The sequence below is a fragment of the Neobacillus sp. GCM10027624 genome (genome assembly GCF_042675345.1).
Classification (GTDB): Bacteria; Bacillota; Bacilli; order Bacillales; family Cytobacillaceae; genus Neobacillus; species Neobacillus cucumis_D.
On record NZ_JBHTHD010000022.1, the window covers coordinates 50,507 to 67,628 of the forward strand.

A 17,122-nucleotide genomic window follows, 5' to 3' on the forward strand; every position below is an offset into this window, starting at 1 on the left:
CCAAAAATGGTAAAAAATTCGCAGCAAAAAAAGAGCATGCTAACATGCTCCCTGCTTAAAGTTTATTTTAAAAATGGACATCCATTTCGTTTAATGGCCAGTAGCGTAGATCGACCTTGCCAACTACTTGGTCCACTGAGATGAAACCAAAATGGCGGCTGTCCCAGCTGCCTAATCGATTATCGCCAAGAACGAATAGCTTACCGGCAGGCACTGTATTTACCCCGGTAATTTCTTTTAATGTAAAATCACCTGTTAATTTTACACCCGGGGTTTTTTGTTTATAAATATCCAAAAATGACTCCTTATACTTTTTTCCATTTACATATAAATGATCATCACGATAAACAATTTTATCCCCTGGCAACCCAATGATGCGTTTGACGAAATCTTCCTTTTGATTGGCATGAAAAACGATCACATCAAATCGATTTAAATCGCCAATCTGGTAACCAAGCTTATTCACGACAAGTTTGTTCCCGTCTTGAAGAGTTGGCATCATTGATTCCCCTTCAACTATGTAGTTTGAAAAGAAAAATGTCCGAATAAAAGCAAAAATAATGATTCCAATTGCAAAAGCCTTAATCCATTCCACGCCTTCCTTTTTCCATTCAATCTTCATTAAAACTCCTCCATCTATCCAATCCCTCTTTTTCCCCATTATGGTCATTTTCAATCCTTCTATTCAATCTTACTTCAATTCTTTTTCCAACATACCAAAGGATGAAAATTATGCCCACAACCATAATCGTTCGGTAAGGCTTCGTAATGAGTGAATGGAGATCATAGCCAACAAAACTAATGGTAAAAATCATCACCATTTTCCCAATAAAAACGGCTAGCATATATTGATACATACTTATTTTAGAAAGACCGGCAACAATATTTACTATGGCCGATGGCGTAAAGGGGAAACAAAGAAGTATAAATAGCGGGCCAAATCCGTGACGGTCTACCCAATCCATTAATTTGCGAACTTTTGGATGTTTTGGGAGAAAAGATAATAAACGCCTTTGCCCAAACCTTCTGATAACGAAAAAAAGCAGTAATGCACCCACACAAGCACCAAGCCAAGAAAATAAAAATCCCCACCATAATCCAAAAGCACTTGCATTGGCCATCACAAATAAAAAAAGCGGCAAGAACGGCAAAAAGGCTTCAAGCATTGGAAGCAATATCCCCGGCAGCGGGCCAAGTGAACGATATTGCTTTATTAAATCCATGATATTATCGAGTGAAATCGACTCCTTCATCATCTCAAAATCCATCATACCTCTCCTCTTTGCCGACCTTGCTCATTTTATTTCGTAATAAATTGGTGAAGGGCCTCCCTATTTTTAGCAACATCAATGGCTAATACCGCTCCTTCTCCATAAATCCGTTGATTGGTATAACTATTATCCACAGGAATCCTTAAGGTCTCAACAGGACCTTCCCTTTTGGAGAAATAATTGGTTGACATAAATATTATATCGGATGTTTTCATGTTTGTATTGATATATGGTGTAATTACACCAATTAATTTTGGTATTTTCGGAATTGTGTTTATGCTTGTCAGCTGATCTCCAATTGCTTTCACTGCTTGCTGCTGTCGTCTTACACGTCCAAAATCCCCAATCGCATCGTGCCGAAAACGAACATAGCCCAGCATTTCCTTTCCGTTTAGCCTTTGAACCCCCGGTTTAAGCGATACCCCAATATTTTTTGACATTGCCTTTTCAACATCAATCTTTACACCGTTTGGAAATGCCTCATCAATTAACTGAACAAACCCTTGAAAGTGGACGATGGCATAATATTGTAGGTCAATATCGAAATTTTCTTTTATCGTTTTCCTCATTAAATCAGGGCCTCCACGGGCAAACGCAGAGTTAATTTTATGCTTACCATAACCGGGAATATCTACATAACTATCCCTCATAATGGAAGTAAGTTTATATGTTCCTTTATTTTCATTATAATGGGCAATCATGATGGTATCAGCTCTTGATACTTCATTCCCTCTTGCATCACTGCCCAGCAGGAGAATGTTTGTATCCCCGTATTGGTCCTTTTTCCCATCAAAGGTATAAACAACTTTATCTGTTTTGCTTACTTTTTTTAATGATTGGTTCACTCCTTGTTTATATTGATAATAAGAATAGCCTGTACCGGCTATCAGCAATACAAGGATTACCATCAGAACAGAACGCCATTTTCCCTTTTTCTTTTTCTGATTTTGTTCATATCTCATTCATCCATCACCCTTCCAAGTTAAATTTCCCCGCCTATATAGACGCTTGCACCAAAACACAAGTTTCTTCTATCCTCATTTTCCCCTACTCGATACGCTTCTATAAAAAACTTTCTTAAAGATTTCCTAACGCCAAAAACCACATATGAAAACGAAGCGGTTATAAGGACATACATCCTAAGAGAACCTATTGCCTTTTCATATCTTTTTTTATAAAATATAAGAACAAACGTTCGAATTAAGTAACAGGAAGGAGCTTAAATCAAATGACAAGAATTCCTGAAGAAGATCGTAATATTATGGAGAAAGCCATTTACTTACCAATGGTTTTAATTATCTTAAACCGGGATTTAAGCGTAGTGGAAAAGAGTCCTTTTAAATTAAAAAAACCTTATTTGGGATTGATTGAGGAAACGATGAAAGAGGTTCAAAGAGAATTGGCAGAGGCTAAACATTATATGAAAAAGAATAAACTCCAAGTAACCGAAACAAAACGGGACGATGCCTTTACGATGTATCTGTTCTTATATAAGGGCTATGAAGAAAGCCATAGTTACTTTAATCCAAGAATCCGAAATAAAGTTCAAGAGTTAATCGAGCTCTATTTTTTAAAAAAGCACTCGGCCCGTTAGATTTGCGCTATGTTTAATTTTTTGTAAAAAGATCTTCACCATATTTACGGGTGTTTTCTGAGGCCTCCATCGAAACTGGCTTTTGCATCAAATAAAATGATTTTCTTTCATTAAATTCAATTCTTTGCATTAACTTTGTTCTTAAAAAAGATGTTCTTAATAATTGATTGTCAATCGTGCTATAAGGAACTGGAAATAAGTGTGCCTGTTTATTGCGAAAGGTAATAAGTGTTTGCTGATTGGAAATACGGCGATGTTCCTTTACATGATCATGTGAAATCCAAATACATTCAGAGCGGGTCGGTGATGTGGTTGGGAAAAAATAGAGGCGGTTGGACGGTTCAATCGCGATTGGAATTTTATGCGTAATCCCAATGAGTTGTCTTGTCCCTTTCTTCCGGCTTTCGTAATCACAGCCAAAATAATCACAGCTTTTTTTGATTATATCCAAAGGCTTAAATGGAGAAAGAAACTCATCCTCTTCCTCAAAAATTTGTGAATATATTTTACTGCCATACTCTACAGGTCGAATAAACATGGTACCAGAATTAATTTCATATTCTTCAATCTGATTTTGCTTCAATACCGCCAACTCCCCATTATTCTATTTTTTCCATCATATCATGTTCATTTGCCAATATCTTGATTTTTCCGAATCGTTACCAAATTGGTCACAATTGATGTCAAGGAAATTATTTCTGAAAATTATAAATATTTGTTTGATTTTATCTAAAAAAATCCATATAATAAAAAAAAGCATCAGGGGTGATTTTCTTGAATGAAAAATCCTACACGGAATTAATGAAAATTGGTGCCATGAAACGTCAAAAGACAGAAAATTACGTTCAGGATTTGTACATTGAAATGCTCCTAGCAGAAGTCCAATTAAACATTGAAAAGGAAAAACTGTTAAAAAAAATTGACAGTGCCATTGATCATCGGGACAAAAAAGCGTTTTTCTTATTATCCGGCCAACTCAGAGAGCTTAATAAGCGATTTGGAACTTAAACTTTTTAAGAGCCGTCCAAAAATGGACGGCTCTTTTTTGTTCCAAGAACGAAAAGGACTGATGAAACACATCAGTCCTTAACCAATTTTTCATTTTATCTGATTCCGATGTTTGATTTCATATTCTTCGAGCATTGAAATCCGATCTAGCATGGACGGATGATCATAGCGGAATATTTTAACCAAGAGCGGTGGATTTACCTGGCTTAAGCCTGACTTGGTTAATTCCTGGAATGAGGTAATGGCGTCCTCCGGATCTTTGGTCATATGGATTGCATAATTGTCGGCACGTGACTCTTCATAACGGGAGATAAGGTTTGTAAATGGGCTTGCCGCAAACATCAGGAATGATATAATCATTAAAAACAACGGCAATGAGCGTATATCCCTCTTTTCCGGTATCTTCAGTTCAGTTCCCCAACGTTTAATCGCCCAATCCATTATTCGATTGGCTAAATACAATCCAAGCAGTGAAAGCAGCAAATAGCCTGCTATTCCAAAATAAATATGTTTCTCCACATAGTGGCACATTTCATGTGCCATGATAAATAAAATTTGCCGATCCGACAGTTGATTTAAGGTTGTATCCCAAAGGACAATCCTTGCATTAGAACCAATCCCCGTTACATATGCATTCATTGAATTTGTTTTTTCCGCCATATTCACTTCAAAAACATGTTTTGCCGGTATATGTGCTTTATCAGCCATCATTAATATTTTTGTTTCAAGTTCCTTATTTTTTAAGGGATAGAAGTCATTATACAATGGGTCAATCACAACCGGCTGCAAGAACATCATAAATAATGTAAAAGGAATCGATAACAGCCATGCATGGAACCACCAGCGCTTGCTTTTTTTCATCAGCCAATAAATGACTGGAACAATAATCAGCCATGTCCCATAATTAATCCAAAAATCAATTAATTCATCCTTCATCCACGATGGGAAGGTTTGTGTCGAGATGTGATAGGTTTTTGATAAGGAATAGCTTATATAGCTTAACGGGAAGGTTGCCACATAAGCAAAAAATGATAACCAAATGAGATAAATCGCCGTTTGAAGCAGTTTGTACTTAGAAGAGCTTTCCGCCCAGCGTTTGAAGGCCCTTGAAAAGCCAAATAATAAAATGACAAAGTAGAAAAGCCATTCGAATGGGGTGGATAAGAAAAATAAAAGATTTCTTATCTTCGAATACTCTTCACTCAGCATTAGTTCCCTTCCATTTAGGAAAGTGGCAGGGTCGGCTTTTGACCCTTGATATTCAAAGGGCAGTTTTGTATCGGCAAAATAGAATAAGTACCAATAAAAAAACAACCCATATATCACATAGGCCAGAACCGCATAAATCCCCATTTTCCGTACCATGAATTGTCCTCCTTTTTGTACAACCTCTCTATACTTAGTTTAGTTAAAAAGCGCTGTTTTAGAACTGAACATTAAAAAAAGCCTGTTTTTGCCTATTACATGAGGTAGGAGCATACTGCCTAAACGACAATCGACTCTAGTTCAACAATTATGACGTTCGCGCCCCCAAAAAGCTGCAAGGAAACCTGGGGCTGTTTCCATCGTCATTGGACCCCAGTTTAATTTTTTTACATTCTACTTGAATACTTAAATTTCTAGCAATATAATATATTTAGAAAATTAAAAGAATTAAATGAATGAGTATTCATTCATAAAAGGAGGGAACTAAATGAATTTATCGTCACAGCTTCATGAAACTGCAAAAGCTTCGGCCAACAAACCTGCCTATTATTTTTTAGACAAGGTCACTACATATGCCGAACTGGATGGAGCGATTACAAGGTTTGCATCAGGTCTTGAAAAATTAGGGGTTAAAAAAGGTGATCATATTGCCCTATTGCTTGGGAACTCACCGCATTTTGTCATCAGCTTATACGGTGCATTACGACTAGGCGCAACGGTCATCCCCATTAACCCAATTTATACCGCAGATGAAATTGGCTATATTCTAACCAATGGTGATGTGAAAACAGTGATCGCGCTAGACCTGGCAATTCCTTTAGCAGAGGAAATGCACACGCATCTTCCAAAGGTTGAGCATTATGTATTTTGTGAAACAGGATTAAGTGACTTTGAACAAACAAATTTAGAAAACCTCTCAGTATTTTCAAAATTGAAATCGTTTACAAATGTAGTAGCCTCTGGTGACCTTGGCTTTCAAGATCCCAAACTTGATGATGACGAGGTTGCCTTGATTCTCTACACCTCGGGAACAACCGGAAGACCAAAAGGGGCGATGTTGACCCATAAGAATTTGTACAGCAATGCAAAGGATGTCGGTGATTATTTAAAGATGAGTAATAATGACCGTGTCATTACAGCATTGCCAATGTTCCATGTATTCTGTTTAACAGTGGCTTTAAATGCTCCATTATTAAGCGGGGCAACCATGCTGATTGTTCCAAAATTCAGCCCAAAGGAAGTCTTCCGTCTTACCAAAGAATATAAAGCGACTGTCTTTGCCGGAGTTCCAACCATGTATAATTTCCTTTTTCAATATCATGAAGGAAATCCTGAGGATCTTCAAACCTTCCGATTATGTATTTCCGGGGGAGCTTCCATGCCAGTTGCGCTTCTTAAAAATTTCGAAAAGAAATTTAATGTGATAGTCTCAGAAGGATATGGTTTATCAGAGGCATCGCCGGTCACATGTTTCAACCCGCTTGACCGTCCGCGAAAGCCCGGATCGATCGGCACCTCCATCCTGAATGTACAAAATAAAGTGGTCAATGAACTTGGTGAAGAGGCTCCTGCCGGTGAAGTAGGAGAACTGATTGTCCAAGGTCCAAATGTAATGAAGGGCTATTATAAAATGCCTGAAGAGACTCAAGCATCCATTCGAAATGGCTGGCTTTATACGGGTGATTTAGCGCGGACAGATGAAGAAGGCTATTTTTATATCGTAGACCGAAAAAAGGATTTAATTATTGTCGGGGGATATAACGTTTACCCTCGTGAAGTTGAGGAGGTTTTTTACAACCATCCGGATATTGTTGAAGTCGCGGTGCTTGGTGTACCGGATCCAAATCAGGGCGAGGCTGTTAAAACCTATGTGGTTAGTAAAAATCCAAATCTAACAGAAAATCAACTTCTTGAATACTGTAAAGGTCATCTAGCAAAATATAAACTTCCATCGTCGATTGAGTTTTTGGACGAACTTCCGAAGAATACTACCGGTAAGATATTAAGAAGAGCGCTAAAATCCCAAATAAAACAAAGGGTCAATCAATAAAATGTAATCTAAAAGGCAGGTTTTTAGCCTGCCTTTTTAGTGAAATGGATCAATAGACTAGCTGAATAAATTCCTCTTTCGTTACATTTCCAAAATAATGGGCGGCATCCATATCAGCAAGCACCTTTTCAATTTCTGATTTTTCGTAACGAATATTCTTTAGTTTGTCTTCAATTTCACTTACATCCCCAACACCGAAAAAGTCACCATAGATTTTACAGTTTTCAATCATCCCTTTATTTATCTCTAAACGAACATCAATTGAGCCCACAGGGAAGCGGTGAGAATTTTGCAGATTGAATTTCGGCGATTTCCCGTAATTCCACTCCCAGTTTTGATAGCGTTCCTCGGAAAGCTGGTGAATCTTCTCCCAATCCTCATCAGTAAGGACATATTCGTTAATATTCTCTTCCCCACCAAAAATATAATTTAGAAGCAGTGATCGAAACTCCTCAATACTAATCTTTTCGCTAAGAAAATCAGAGATATTCGCTACCCGGCTGCGGATGGACTTAATACCCTTCGACTCAATTTTTTCCTTCTTAACCTTTAAAGCTGAAACGACATTATCCATTTCTGAATTAAATAGAAGCGTTCCGTGGCTAAACATTCTCCCTCGTGTTGAGAATTGAGCATTACCAGAAATTTTTCTGCCTTCTGCAAGGAGATCATTTCGACCACTTAGTTCCGCATTTACTCCAAGCTTTTTAAGGGCCTCTACCACCGGTTCGGTGAATTTTCGGAAGTTATGAAAACTTTCGCCATCGTCCTTTGTAATAAAGCTAAAATTTAAATTACCGAGATCATGATAGACGGCACCCCCGCCGGACAATCTTCGAACGACAATAATTCCATTCTTTTCTACATAGTCTGTATTAATTTCCTCAATCGTATTTTGATTTTTTCCAATAATGATGGATGGCTGGTTTATGTAAAATAATAAATAGGTTTCATTGATATCGAGATTTTTAAGGGCATATTCTTCAATTGCAAGATTAATTTGCGGGTCTGTTATCCCTTTATTATCAATAAATAACATATGCCTTCCTCCTTCTGATTTCAGAGTAAAATCGTTTGAAATTCTTCAGCAAGCCTTATTATACCAGTAAATTCAGTAGAAGCCTCGTGAACTAAATCACTTAAATTTCCGTAATGCGGAAGGTGAGTAAGAATTAATTGTTTCACGGCCGCCTCTTTGGCAAATTTCCCCGCCTCTATACTTGTCATATGACCTGCAGACTTGCCGTTTTGATTTCCATAGAAATTGCATTCACATAACAATAGGTCGGCCTCTTTACTAAACGCAATAAACTCTTCCTTAAAGGAGCTATCAGCAGTATAGATTAAAACCTTACCGCCTCCTTCAATCCTCATGGCATAGCATGGAACAGGATGATTGGTTTTTAAAAAAGACACTTGAAACGGTCCAACTGTAAGAACACCATAAGGATCAAAGGCAATTCCCTTGGTAATTTCCTTATAGGTTAATTTGGAAAATTCATGTTGATTGAATTGATGTCCATAAATAGGCAGGGTGGAGCTTTCTTTTCCTAATAACCCCTGAATCAATCTTGCATGCTGGAGTACGCCAATGTCAGCAATATGATCCGGGTGGTAGTGGGAAATTAACACCGCATCCAGTTCTTCCGGCTCAAGTTTATTTTGCAGCTTGGCTAAAACGCCGCTGCCACAGTCAATTAAAAGATGAAAGCCTTCATGCTCAAGTAAGTAACCAGAGCTTGCCGCATTCTTTTTCGGATATCCGCCCCAATGTCCTATAACTGTAAGTTCCATGGATTTACCCCCTATTATTTGAACTAAAGTTGTTGATTTCCGCTCCAATCAACATTGTCCTTTTACACAGCCATTTGTTAAAAAAGAAGCTGTTATGGATGAACAGCTTCTTCTTGTGCCTCTTGTAAATATTCGAAAACAGCCTTAACAGCAGCTTCCCCTTGGTCAATACAATCGGGGACACCTACACCTTCATAGGAAGCTCCAGCCAAGAATACTCCAGGTAATTCTTCTTTTATATGTTTCTTAATGGTTTCAAGCCTTTGTTTATGCCCTACCGTATATTGTGGCATGGCATTTTTCCAGCGAGAAACAACGGCAAAATCAGGTTCCATTGAAATATCCATAGTTTTGTTCAAATCATCTAGAACAAACTTAATAATTTGATCATCTGAGAGTTCAACAATGGTCTCATCCCCCGCTCTTCCCACATAACACCGGAGCAAAACTTTTCCTTTAGGAGTGGAATGCTCCCATTTTTTATGTGTCCACGTACAGGCAGTAATTGAATAATCACTATTTCGAGAAACTACAAACCCTGTACCGTCAATATCCCTTTTAATTGCCTCTTTTGGAAAAGCTAAGGCAACCGTTGCGACTGATGTTGAGGGAACCGATTTAAACGGGTCAAAAAATTTATAGTGCGAGAACATGGACTGTGTCACCTTATGAGGGGTTGCTGCTATGATACAATCAGCTGCCAATGTTTCTCCATTGTTCAAAAAGATTTCATAGCATTTGTTTACCTTCGTGATTTTATCCACACGATGCCCTTTTAAAATCGAATGAGGATCCAATTTCGCTTCGATGGCTTCACCGAACGACTGAAGTCCTGTTTTAAAGGTCAAAAAGCCGCCCTTTCCCTTTTGAGTGTTGACAGGTTTTTTCGGTTGGGCCGGGGCAGATTTTTTCATCCCGATAATCAAGCTGCGATACTTCTGCTCGACCTCATAAAATTGCGGGAAGGTTGACATCAAACTTAAATGATCAATATCACCCGCATAGATTCCTGATAAGAGTGGCTCAATTAAATTCTCCACTACTTCATTACCCAATCTTCTTCGAAAAAAGTCCCCCAATGATTGGTCCTGGCCACTTTGGGATTTCGGCAAAATAAAATCAGCAGCCGCTCTAACTTTACCGGGAAGAGAAAATAATTTCGTTGTAATAAACGGACCAATCTCAGTTGGAATTCCCATGATGGATCCGCCTGGCATGGAATGCAGTTCCTCATTGACCAAGACATATGATTTACCGGTTGAATTTGGAACCAATTGATGATCCATGCCCACTTCCTTGGCCAGGCGGATAATGCTCGTTTTCCGTGCCAAAAAGGAATCCGGGCCCCTTTCAATTGTGAAGCCGTCCCTCACAACGGTTTGCATTTTTCCTCCGAGACGGTGGGAAGCTTCAATTAACATGACCTCGATTGGCAATTGATTTTCTCTTATTGTTTTTTGAAGATAGAAGGCTGCCGCGAGCCCGGCAATTCCACCCCCAATGATGGCAACCTTTTGTTTTTCCGCCACGGACGTCACCTTCTTCCTACTTGAATTCCCTTCAATCCGTTAACGTTTTTAAAATTACGCCAGCTAAGCAATCAATAAATTCATCTTTGGCATTCGGCATTTCCGGGCGATAGTATGTTGCCCCCACCTCATCTGTGACTCTTTTACATTCAATATCATTATCATAAAGAACTTCAAGATGATCACAAACAAACCCAACAGGTGCATAAACAAATGCCTTGTAGTGATTTTTTTTGAATAAATCTCTTGTTAAATCCTGAACATCGGGGCCTAACCATGGTTCTGGAGTGTTCCCCGCACTCTGCCAGCCAATTTCATATTTATTAATGCCGGCTTGTGAAGCAATTAAATCTGCTGTTTCTTGAAGCTGTTTAGGATATGGGTCGCCAAATTGGAGGATTTTTTCCGGCAGGCTATGGGCTGAAACAATTAGAACAGCATTTTCCTTTTCATCCTCCGGCATTTGCTGATATATCCCCTTAAGCTTCCCTGCCCAATAATCAATGAATTTAGGTTCTTGATACCAGCTTTCAATCGAAGTAATCTTTAGTCCGCCTAATTTTTCCGCTTCTTCAACTGCTCTCCCATTATAGGATTTAACACTAAAAGTTGAAAAATGAGGAGCAAGTACAATACTAATAGCTTCTTCTATTCCATCTTCATGCATTTGTTTAACAGCATCTTCAATAAATGGTTGAATATGCTTTAATCCAAGATACATTTTAAATTCCACTTGATCCTGGATTTTATTTAAATGTTCTTCAAGTTTTTCTGCCTGTTCGAGCGTAATTTTTGCAAGCGGGGAAATGCCGCCAATTGCTTCATAGCGATTACGAAGGTCTTCGAGCATTTCATCCGTTGGCCTCCGTCCATGACGAATATGTGTATAATAGCGTTCAAGATCTTCTATTTGATATGGGGTACCATATGCCATTACAAGCAGACCCATTTTTCTTTTTGTCATGATTTGCACCTCTTTTTAAGTCTCTATTGACAACTCACTATATTGTGCCAAAAAAATAATCATCTTACCAATTTTAACACTTCAATGGTAATTACCGACTTAATTTCGATGCAGAATATTCATGGATGAAAGCAGTTAGTCTTTTCAATGTATCAGGGTTAACAGAAGGGAAGACTCCATGTCCAAGATTAAAAATATATCCATCCTGTGCCATACCTTGGTCTAAAATGGCTTTTGCTCTTTCCTCAATAACCTCCCAAGGAGCGAGCAAAATGGCAGGGTCTAAATTCCCTTGAACCGTTTTATGAATCCCCATTTCTCTTGCCTGCTGAATCGGCATACGCCAATCCAATCCAACTACATCGAGCGGAAGGTCATTCCATTCCAACGCTAGATGGCTTGCGCCCACACCAAACATAATAAGCGGCACATTTTCTTCCCTAAGGGATGCGAAAATTCGGTTCATGATTGGCTTTATAAAAATTCGGTAATCTTCAACATTGAGGGCTCCAACCCATGAGTCAAAAATTTGAATCGCTCTTGCCCCTGCATTGATTTGAGCTTTTACGTATGTAATAATCATATCGCCAAGCTTTTCCATTAAAGCAAACCAAGCCTTTGGTTCTGCATACATAAATGCTTTCGTTTTGTTATAATTTTTTGAAGGCCCGCCTTCAATCATATAACTGGCGAGTGTAAATGGCGCACCAGAAAAGCCAATTAACGGAACACTCAACTGTTCCTGTGTTAATAGTTTAATGGTTTCTAATACATAGGGAACATCGTCCTCCGGAGAGATTTCCCCTAGTTTTTCCACATCCGCTAAGGATTGAATGGGATTTGAGATGACAGGACCAATTCCGCCTTTAATCTCAACCTCCACCCCTAATGCTGGCAGCGGAGTCATAATATCTTTATAAAGAATTGCGGCATCAACATTATAATTCTCAACAGGAAGGCGAGTTACATAAGCACATAGCTCCGGTTGATGGGTAATCTCAAATAAGGAGTATTTCTCTTTAATTTCTCTATACTCCGGCTGTGAGCGTCCGGCTTGTCTCATATACCAAACTGGAACATAGTCCGTCTTCTCTCCTCTTGCTGCTTTTAAAAATGTCTCGTTTATCACTTTTGACATTTACGTAAATCCCCTTTCAAAACATGTCTGTTTTCCATTGTAATATATATAGCAGTAAAATAAAACTTCACTGCAGCACAGTCTTGTGATGATCACACTCTTCACTATATCCATTATTCCTATTGGTGTATAGATAACTAGTATAAGTGTCAAAAAATAGTCGTTTTTACGTTTCATAAATGGTTTCATGTGGTAGGAGAAATATGTAAGCATGCAAAAAATGATTTTAGTATAAACTAATCCTTAATGAAACTTGAGCTGGAGTGATGTAAATGAACATTTATATGACAGTTGGCACATATGATTTTTTAAAAAGTATTGAAAATAAGTATCCTAGTGAAACCATGATTACGATGACAGGTGGAAATGGTGCCTTACTACTGCATGAAACAAATGGAAAAACTGTTTTTCAGGAACCGAGAATTTATGAGGTATTTGAATCAGCGGGGGATATTCAAAATGGGAGTATGGTCATCCTAAGCAATTATCCGGTAACGGATGAAGGGCGCCCATTGTTTGAGCATTATTTTAAGAAGAAAGCGCAATCGATTGAAAACGAACAAGGATTTATCGCGATTCGCGCCCTTCGACCAAAAGGCTCCAATACATATGCAATTTTAACTGTTTGGGAAAACGAAATGTCCTTTCATAGCTGGCAGAATACCTTATCCATTTCCACGCAGGAAGGAGAAGCGATGGAAAATGGAATCGATACCCTTCCGCATATATTTGAGAGTGAACCCTATATTAGTCAATATTCAATCCCAAAATAGGAACTTTTGGAATGGAGTAAGTCTCCATTCCATTTCTTTTGGTAAGGCTCTGTTAGACTAGGTGTTGATTTCCGCTCCAGGCACTTCGCTTTCCGTGGGCGGTCCGGGGAGCCTCCTCGTCGCTTCGCTCCTGTGGGGACTCCCCTGCCCCGTACTCCCACAGGAGTCTTCGTGCCTTCCGCTCCAATCAACGTTGTTTAAAACATAACATCGTCCTTTAACACAGCCCTTCCTTAAAAGCTTAATCCCTAAAATTTTTCTTACGCCTCCTCTCACCACTTTGGTGTTTTTTCATATTCTGTAAATACATCTAAGGGCGAATGACCCTATTCGCCTTTGGGTGAATGAAAGGAGGTTAGTACTATGCTAGTTGAGCTCACGGCTCTCCATTGGATATATGTTGTCTTTATTGCTTTGATCATTGGTTTTATGGTGATGAGAAGAGATACTACCCTTGTCTGTATCGCTGGGATTTTCTTAATTGCGATTACGGCCACCGGTTCATTAAGTGCTTCTGTCAGCAGTATTTTTAACAGTTTTGCTTATGCTATATCAGAGCTTTTATCTACTATTTTAGTTATTTCGATAATAGTTGGAATGAGTAAGACCTTAACAGATACCGGAATTAACGATGTTATGATTTCTCCTTTTACAAAATTAATCCGAAACCCCACTCTTGCTTATTGGACTATTGGTATTTTGATGATGATTATCTCATGGTTTTTCTGGCCTTCTCCGGCTGTGGCTTTGTTAGGAGCTGTCCTCCTTCCTGTTGCGATTCGGGCCGGACTTCCAGCACTTGCTGTTGCAATGGCAATGAATCTGTTTGGTCATGGAATTGCACTATCAGGAGACTTTGTTATTCAAGCTGCACCGAAATTAACCTCTGATGCCGCCGGACTTCCCATTCAGGATGTAATTGATGCAAGTATCCCATTAGTATTTGTCATGGGGCTTGTAACAACCTTAACCGCTTTCTACTTTATTAAAAGGGATATGAAACGAGGTACACTCACACTCAACTCTTCCGTTGTAGATGAATCCAGTACGGAAACCTCTGAAAGACCAACCCTTTTATCCACTGCCCAAAAACGCTTTTTTGCAATCTTAGTTCCCCTTCTTTTTGCAGCTGACGTGGCAGCTATGTCCATCCTTAAATTGCAGGGCGGTGATGCAACCGCTTTAATTGGCGGCACCTCCATCCTTATTTTGTTATTAATTACGATGACAGGTCATAAGGGCAAGGGTCTGGAACAAACGACCCAATATTTAATAGAGGGATTTCAGTTTGGTTTTAAAGTATTTGGTCCGGTAATCCCAATCGCAGCATTCTTTTATTTAGGCGATGCTGGATTTACCAAAATCATTGGGGACTTTTTACCAAAAGGCTCGCAGGGTATTGTCAATGATCTTGGTGTAGCATTAGCCAATATCGTGCCATTAAGTAAAGCTGTTGGCGCTGTTACATTGACAACCGTGGGTGCGATCACAGGATTGGATGGTTCAGGCTTCTCAGGAATTTCCCTTGCCGGGTCTGTTGCCCATCTGTTTGCAATTGCAATTGGCAAAGGTGCTGCGACGCTTACTGCTCTTGGGCAAATTGCCGCCATTTGGGTAGGGGGCGGAACTCTAGTCCCGTGGGCGTTAATCCCTGCTGCCGCCATTTGTAATGTTGACCCGTTCGAACTGGCACGACGAAACCTTGTCCCTGTTTTAGTAGGTTTAGTTGTCACAACGATAGTAGCAATGTTTTTAATATAAGTCGGAAAGGGGCTGAATGATTCAGCCTCTTTTTCAATGGTTCTACATATGTATTAAAAAGTGGTAAAATAGTATGAAAATAGTAAATATTCTTGGAGGGATTTCATGCTTAATAAGCTTTTTGCTAAATTAGAAGGTTACTATGATGATATGGTTTCAGTTCGCCGCTATTTGCATCAGCATCCAGAATTATCCTTTAAAGAGTATCAAACAGCAAAATTCATTCAAGATTTTTATGAAAAACTCGGTATTGAGGTAAAAGGAAATGTTGGCGGTAATGGAGTGGTCGCCAAGGTTTATGGAAAAAAACCAGGAAAGACCGTTGCATTAAGGGCAGATTTTGATGCCCTGCCAATCCAAGATGAAAAGGATGTTCCCTATAAATCAACCGTTCCTGGTGTTATGCATGCATGCGGACATGACGGTCATACAGCAACACTGTTATTTCTTGCAAAAGCTTTAAATGAACTTCAGGATGAAATAGCCGGTAATTATGTATTCATTCATCAGCATGCAGAAGAATACGCACCGGGCGGGGCAATTTCGATGATTGAAGATGGCTGCTTAGAGGGAGTAGATGTTATTTTTGGAACCCATTTATGGGCCAGCGAGCCTACTGGTAAAATTCAATACCGAACAGGCCCATTCATGGCTGCAGCAGATCGGTTTGAAATTGATATCCAAGGTCAGGGCGGTCACGGTGCCCAGCCGCACAAAACGAAAGATGCAATTGTTACCGCATCCCAGCTGGTCATAAATCTCCAGCAAATTGTCAGCCGAAAAGTAAATCCGGTAGAATCAGCGGTGGTAACGGTAGGTTCTTTTACTGCCCAAAACGCCTTTAATGTCATTGCTGATAAAGCAAAGCTTGTCGGTACAGTGCGAACATTTAACGAAGAGATTCGCTCATTTATTGAAAAAGAAATGGAACGAATCATCCATGGAACGTGTTACCTTGCAGACAGCCGTTTTGAATTCTTGTATGAAAGAGGCTATCCAGCTGTTGTGAACCATGCAAAGGAAACAGATTTTCTTATTACCTGTGCTGAAGAGGTTCCGGAGGTCTCAATGATTGAGGAAACTGAACCGCAAATGGGCGGTGAAGATTTTGCCTATTATTTGGAAAGGGTTCCAGGTACGTTCTTTTTCACTGGGGCAAGACCGGAAGGAGTAGAAAAACCAGCTCCGCACCATCATCCTAAATTTGATATTGATGAAAAAGCAATGCTCATCGCTGCAAAAACACTAGGTACAGCGGCTATTCAGATTCATAACCAAGAGTAATAGTTAACCCCTGAACATTTTTTTATAGTTCAGGGGCTTTATTTAATATCCGCAACCTATAGGCATTCATTGCTGTTTCACCTAAATGCTTGAGGAGATTGTTATTGGCATAGGCACCGACAAAAGCACCGATTCCTGGTACGAGCTGCAGCATTTTGGCAAAATCGATGTAATCGCGATATTCCTGCTGAAACTTGCGCCAATCCATTTCCATGAGAACCTGCTTTCGCTCCTCCCAATTTTCGATACTCTTAAGGGTTTCCCTTCGGACCTCATCACTTGAAAATGCCAGCTGAAAAACATGAAGAATAAACAGCCTTTCTTCATACTCATTTGTGTTAAAGCCATAAATGGAAGCTGCCTCAAAAAGAAATTTCATTTTGATTGTAAGCAGCAATGGAAAGTCTGCAAGTCCTAGTAAGATTCCGCCCGCACCAGTTCCCGCTCCCTCAAGCAGTGCGGTTTTTTGAAAGGCTGCCGTTTTCTTGCGCATTAATTCATCCCGTACTTTTAGGGTGTGGCCGTTTGCTTGATGTTTATTCGTAGTTATTTGAGAACCAAATAACGTTGTTTTTACCATTGCTTTGATGCTCTCTGTGACGACCTGATGAACTTTCTCCGGAATCAATCCGTTTATTTTCCCCTGAGCTTTTTTCGAAAATCTATTTACCATACCCGAGCGTTTCGTGATTTTAAATTTCCAATCCGTTACCTCATCATAAATCTTTAATTCGTAATCATTCATGAAAA

17 protein-coding genes are annotated in these 17,122 nt (G+C 39.3%); 6 read left to right on the plus strand and 11 right to left on the minus strand.

Annotated features, from left to right (window positions below):
* Positions 1-67: 67 nt before the first annotated feature.
* Genes lepB through ACFQZ9_RS26670 form a run of 3 tightly spaced genes read right to left on the minus strand, consistent with a single transcriptional unit; the run spans position 68 to position 2,233 of the window.
* Entirely contained in the window at positions 68-622 is a 555-nt protein-coding gene (gene lepB / locus ACFQZ9_RS26660) for a S26 family signal peptidase (protein WP_498946404.1), read from the minus strand.
* On the minus strand, positions 612-1,268 hold the full coding sequence (locus ACFQZ9_RS26665) for a TVP38/TMEM64 family protein (protein WP_498946405.1): 657 nt from the start codon (positions 1,266-1,268) through the stop codon (positions 612-614). Before ACFQZ9_RS26665 ends, lepB begins: the two co-directional genes overlap by 11 nt.
* A 32-nt stretch (positions 1,269-1,300) precedes the next feature.
* The gene (locus ACFQZ9_RS26670; protein ID WP_198312446.1) at positions 1,301-2,233 is read right to left on the minus strand and encodes an LCP family protein; all 933 of its coding nucleotides are present in this window, start codon (positions 2,231-2,233) and stop codon (positions 1,301-1,303) included.
* Positions 2,234-2,499: 266 nt separating this feature from the next.
* Here ACFQZ9_RS26670 and ACFQZ9_RS26675 point away from each other — a divergent pair, with 266 nt between their 5' ends.
* Positions 2,500-2,865 carry a YhjD family protein gene (locus ACFQZ9_RS26675; protein ID WP_026574473.1) on the plus strand — a complete coding sequence of 122 codons (366 nt, stop codon included), beginning with the start codon at positions 2,500-2,502 and terminating at the stop codon, positions 2,863-2,865.
* A gap of 13 nt (positions 2,866-2,878) precedes the next feature.
* Here ACFQZ9_RS26675 and ACFQZ9_RS26680 read toward each other — a convergent pair whose 3' ends face one another.
* Entirely contained in the window at positions 2,879-3,448 is a 570-nt protein-coding gene (locus tag ACFQZ9_RS26680; protein WP_498946406.1) for a competence protein ComK, read from the minus strand.
* 191 nt (positions 3,449-3,639) lie between these two features.
* On the opposite strand from ACFQZ9_RS26680, the gene ACFQZ9_RS26685 reads away from it, so the two are divergent.
* Complete coding sequence (locus tag ACFQZ9_RS26685) at positions 3,640-3,873, plus strand: IDEAL domain-containing protein (protein WP_498946407.1); 234 nt, start codon at positions 3,640-3,642, stop codon at positions 3,871-3,873.
* Between the two features lie 90 nt (positions 3,874-3,963).
* Here the strand turns inward: ACFQZ9_RS26685 and ACFQZ9_RS26690 are convergent, their stop codons facing one another.
* Positions 3,964-5,238 carry a M48 family metallopeptidase gene (locus ACFQZ9_RS26690; protein WP_498946408.1) on the minus strand — a complete coding sequence of 425 codons (1,275 nt, stop codon included), beginning with the start codon at positions 5,236-5,238 and terminating at the stop codon, positions 3,964-3,966.
* A 328-nt stretch (positions 5,239-5,566) separates the two neighbouring features.
* On the opposite strand from ACFQZ9_RS26690, the gene ACFQZ9_RS26695 reads away from it, so the two are divergent.
* Positions 5,567-7,129, plus strand: coding sequence for a fatty acid--CoA ligase family protein (locus ACFQZ9_RS26695; protein WP_498946410.1), 1,563 nt, complete (start codon positions 5,567-5,569; stop codon positions 7,127-7,129).
* A gap of 49 nt (positions 7,130-7,178) precedes the next feature.
* Here ACFQZ9_RS26695 and lplA read toward each other — a convergent pair whose 3' ends face one another.
* The 5 genes from lplA to hemE form a co-directional block, all read right to left on the minus strand.
* On the minus strand, positions 7,179-8,168 hold the full coding sequence (gene lplA, locus ACFQZ9_RS26700) for a lipoate--protein ligase family protein (protein ID WP_498946412.1): 990 nt from the start codon (positions 8,166-8,168) through the stop codon (positions 7,179-7,181).
* A gap of 20 nt (positions 8,169-8,188) precedes the next feature.
* Entirely contained in the window at positions 8,189-8,923 is a 735-nt protein-coding gene (locus tag ACFQZ9_RS26705) for an MBL fold metallo-hydrolase (protein WP_198312452.1), read from the minus strand.
* 92 nt (positions 8,924-9,015) lie between these two features.
* Entirely contained in the window at positions 9,016-10,452 is a 1,437-nt protein-coding gene (gene hemY, locus ACFQZ9_RS26710; protein ID WP_198312453.1) for a protoporphyrinogen oxidase, read from the minus strand.
* A gap of 31 nt (positions 10,453-10,483) precedes the next feature.
* Positions 10,484-11,416, minus strand: coding sequence for a ferrochelatase (hemH, locus tag ACFQZ9_RS26715; RefSeq protein ID WP_498946413.1), 933 nt, complete (start codon positions 11,414-11,416; stop codon positions 10,484-10,486).
* A 91-nt stretch (positions 11,417-11,507) separates the two neighbouring features.
* Positions 11,508-12,554, minus strand: coding sequence for a uroporphyrinogen decarboxylase (gene hemE / locus ACFQZ9_RS26720; protein WP_198312455.1), 1,047 nt, complete (start codon positions 12,552-12,554; stop codon positions 11,508-11,510).
* Between the two features lie 272 nt (positions 12,555-12,826).
* On the opposite strand from hemE, the gene ACFQZ9_RS26725 reads away from it, so the two are divergent.
* The 3 genes from ACFQZ9_RS26725 (at position 12,827) to ACFQZ9_RS26735 (ending at position 16,372) form a co-directional block, all read left to right on the plus strand.
* Complete coding sequence (locus ACFQZ9_RS26725) at positions 12,827-13,327, plus strand: antibiotic biosynthesis monooxygenase family protein (protein WP_498946414.1); 501 nt, start codon at positions 12,827-12,829, stop codon at positions 13,325-13,327.
* 363 nt (positions 13,328-13,690) lie between these two features.
* Entirely contained in the window at positions 13,691-15,088 is a 1,398-nt protein-coding gene (locus ACFQZ9_RS26730) for a hypothetical protein (RefSeq protein WP_498946415.1), read from the plus strand.
* Between the two features lie 105 nt (positions 15,089-15,193).
* The gene (locus ACFQZ9_RS26735) at positions 15,194-16,372 is read left to right on the plus strand and encodes a M20 family metallopeptidase (protein ID WP_498946417.1); all 1,179 of its coding nucleotides are present in this window, start codon (positions 15,194-15,196) and stop codon (positions 16,370-16,372) included.
* A gap of 22 nt (positions 16,373-16,394) precedes the next feature.
* On the opposite strand, the gene ACFQZ9_RS26740 is transcribed toward ACFQZ9_RS26735, so the two are convergent.
* The gene (locus ACFQZ9_RS26740) at positions 16,395-17,117 is read right to left on the minus strand and encodes an EcsC family protein (protein WP_498946419.1); all 723 of its coding nucleotides are present in this window, start codon (positions 17,115-17,117) and stop codon (positions 16,395-16,397) included.
* Between the last annotated feature and the right edge of the window lie 5 nt (positions 17,118-17,122).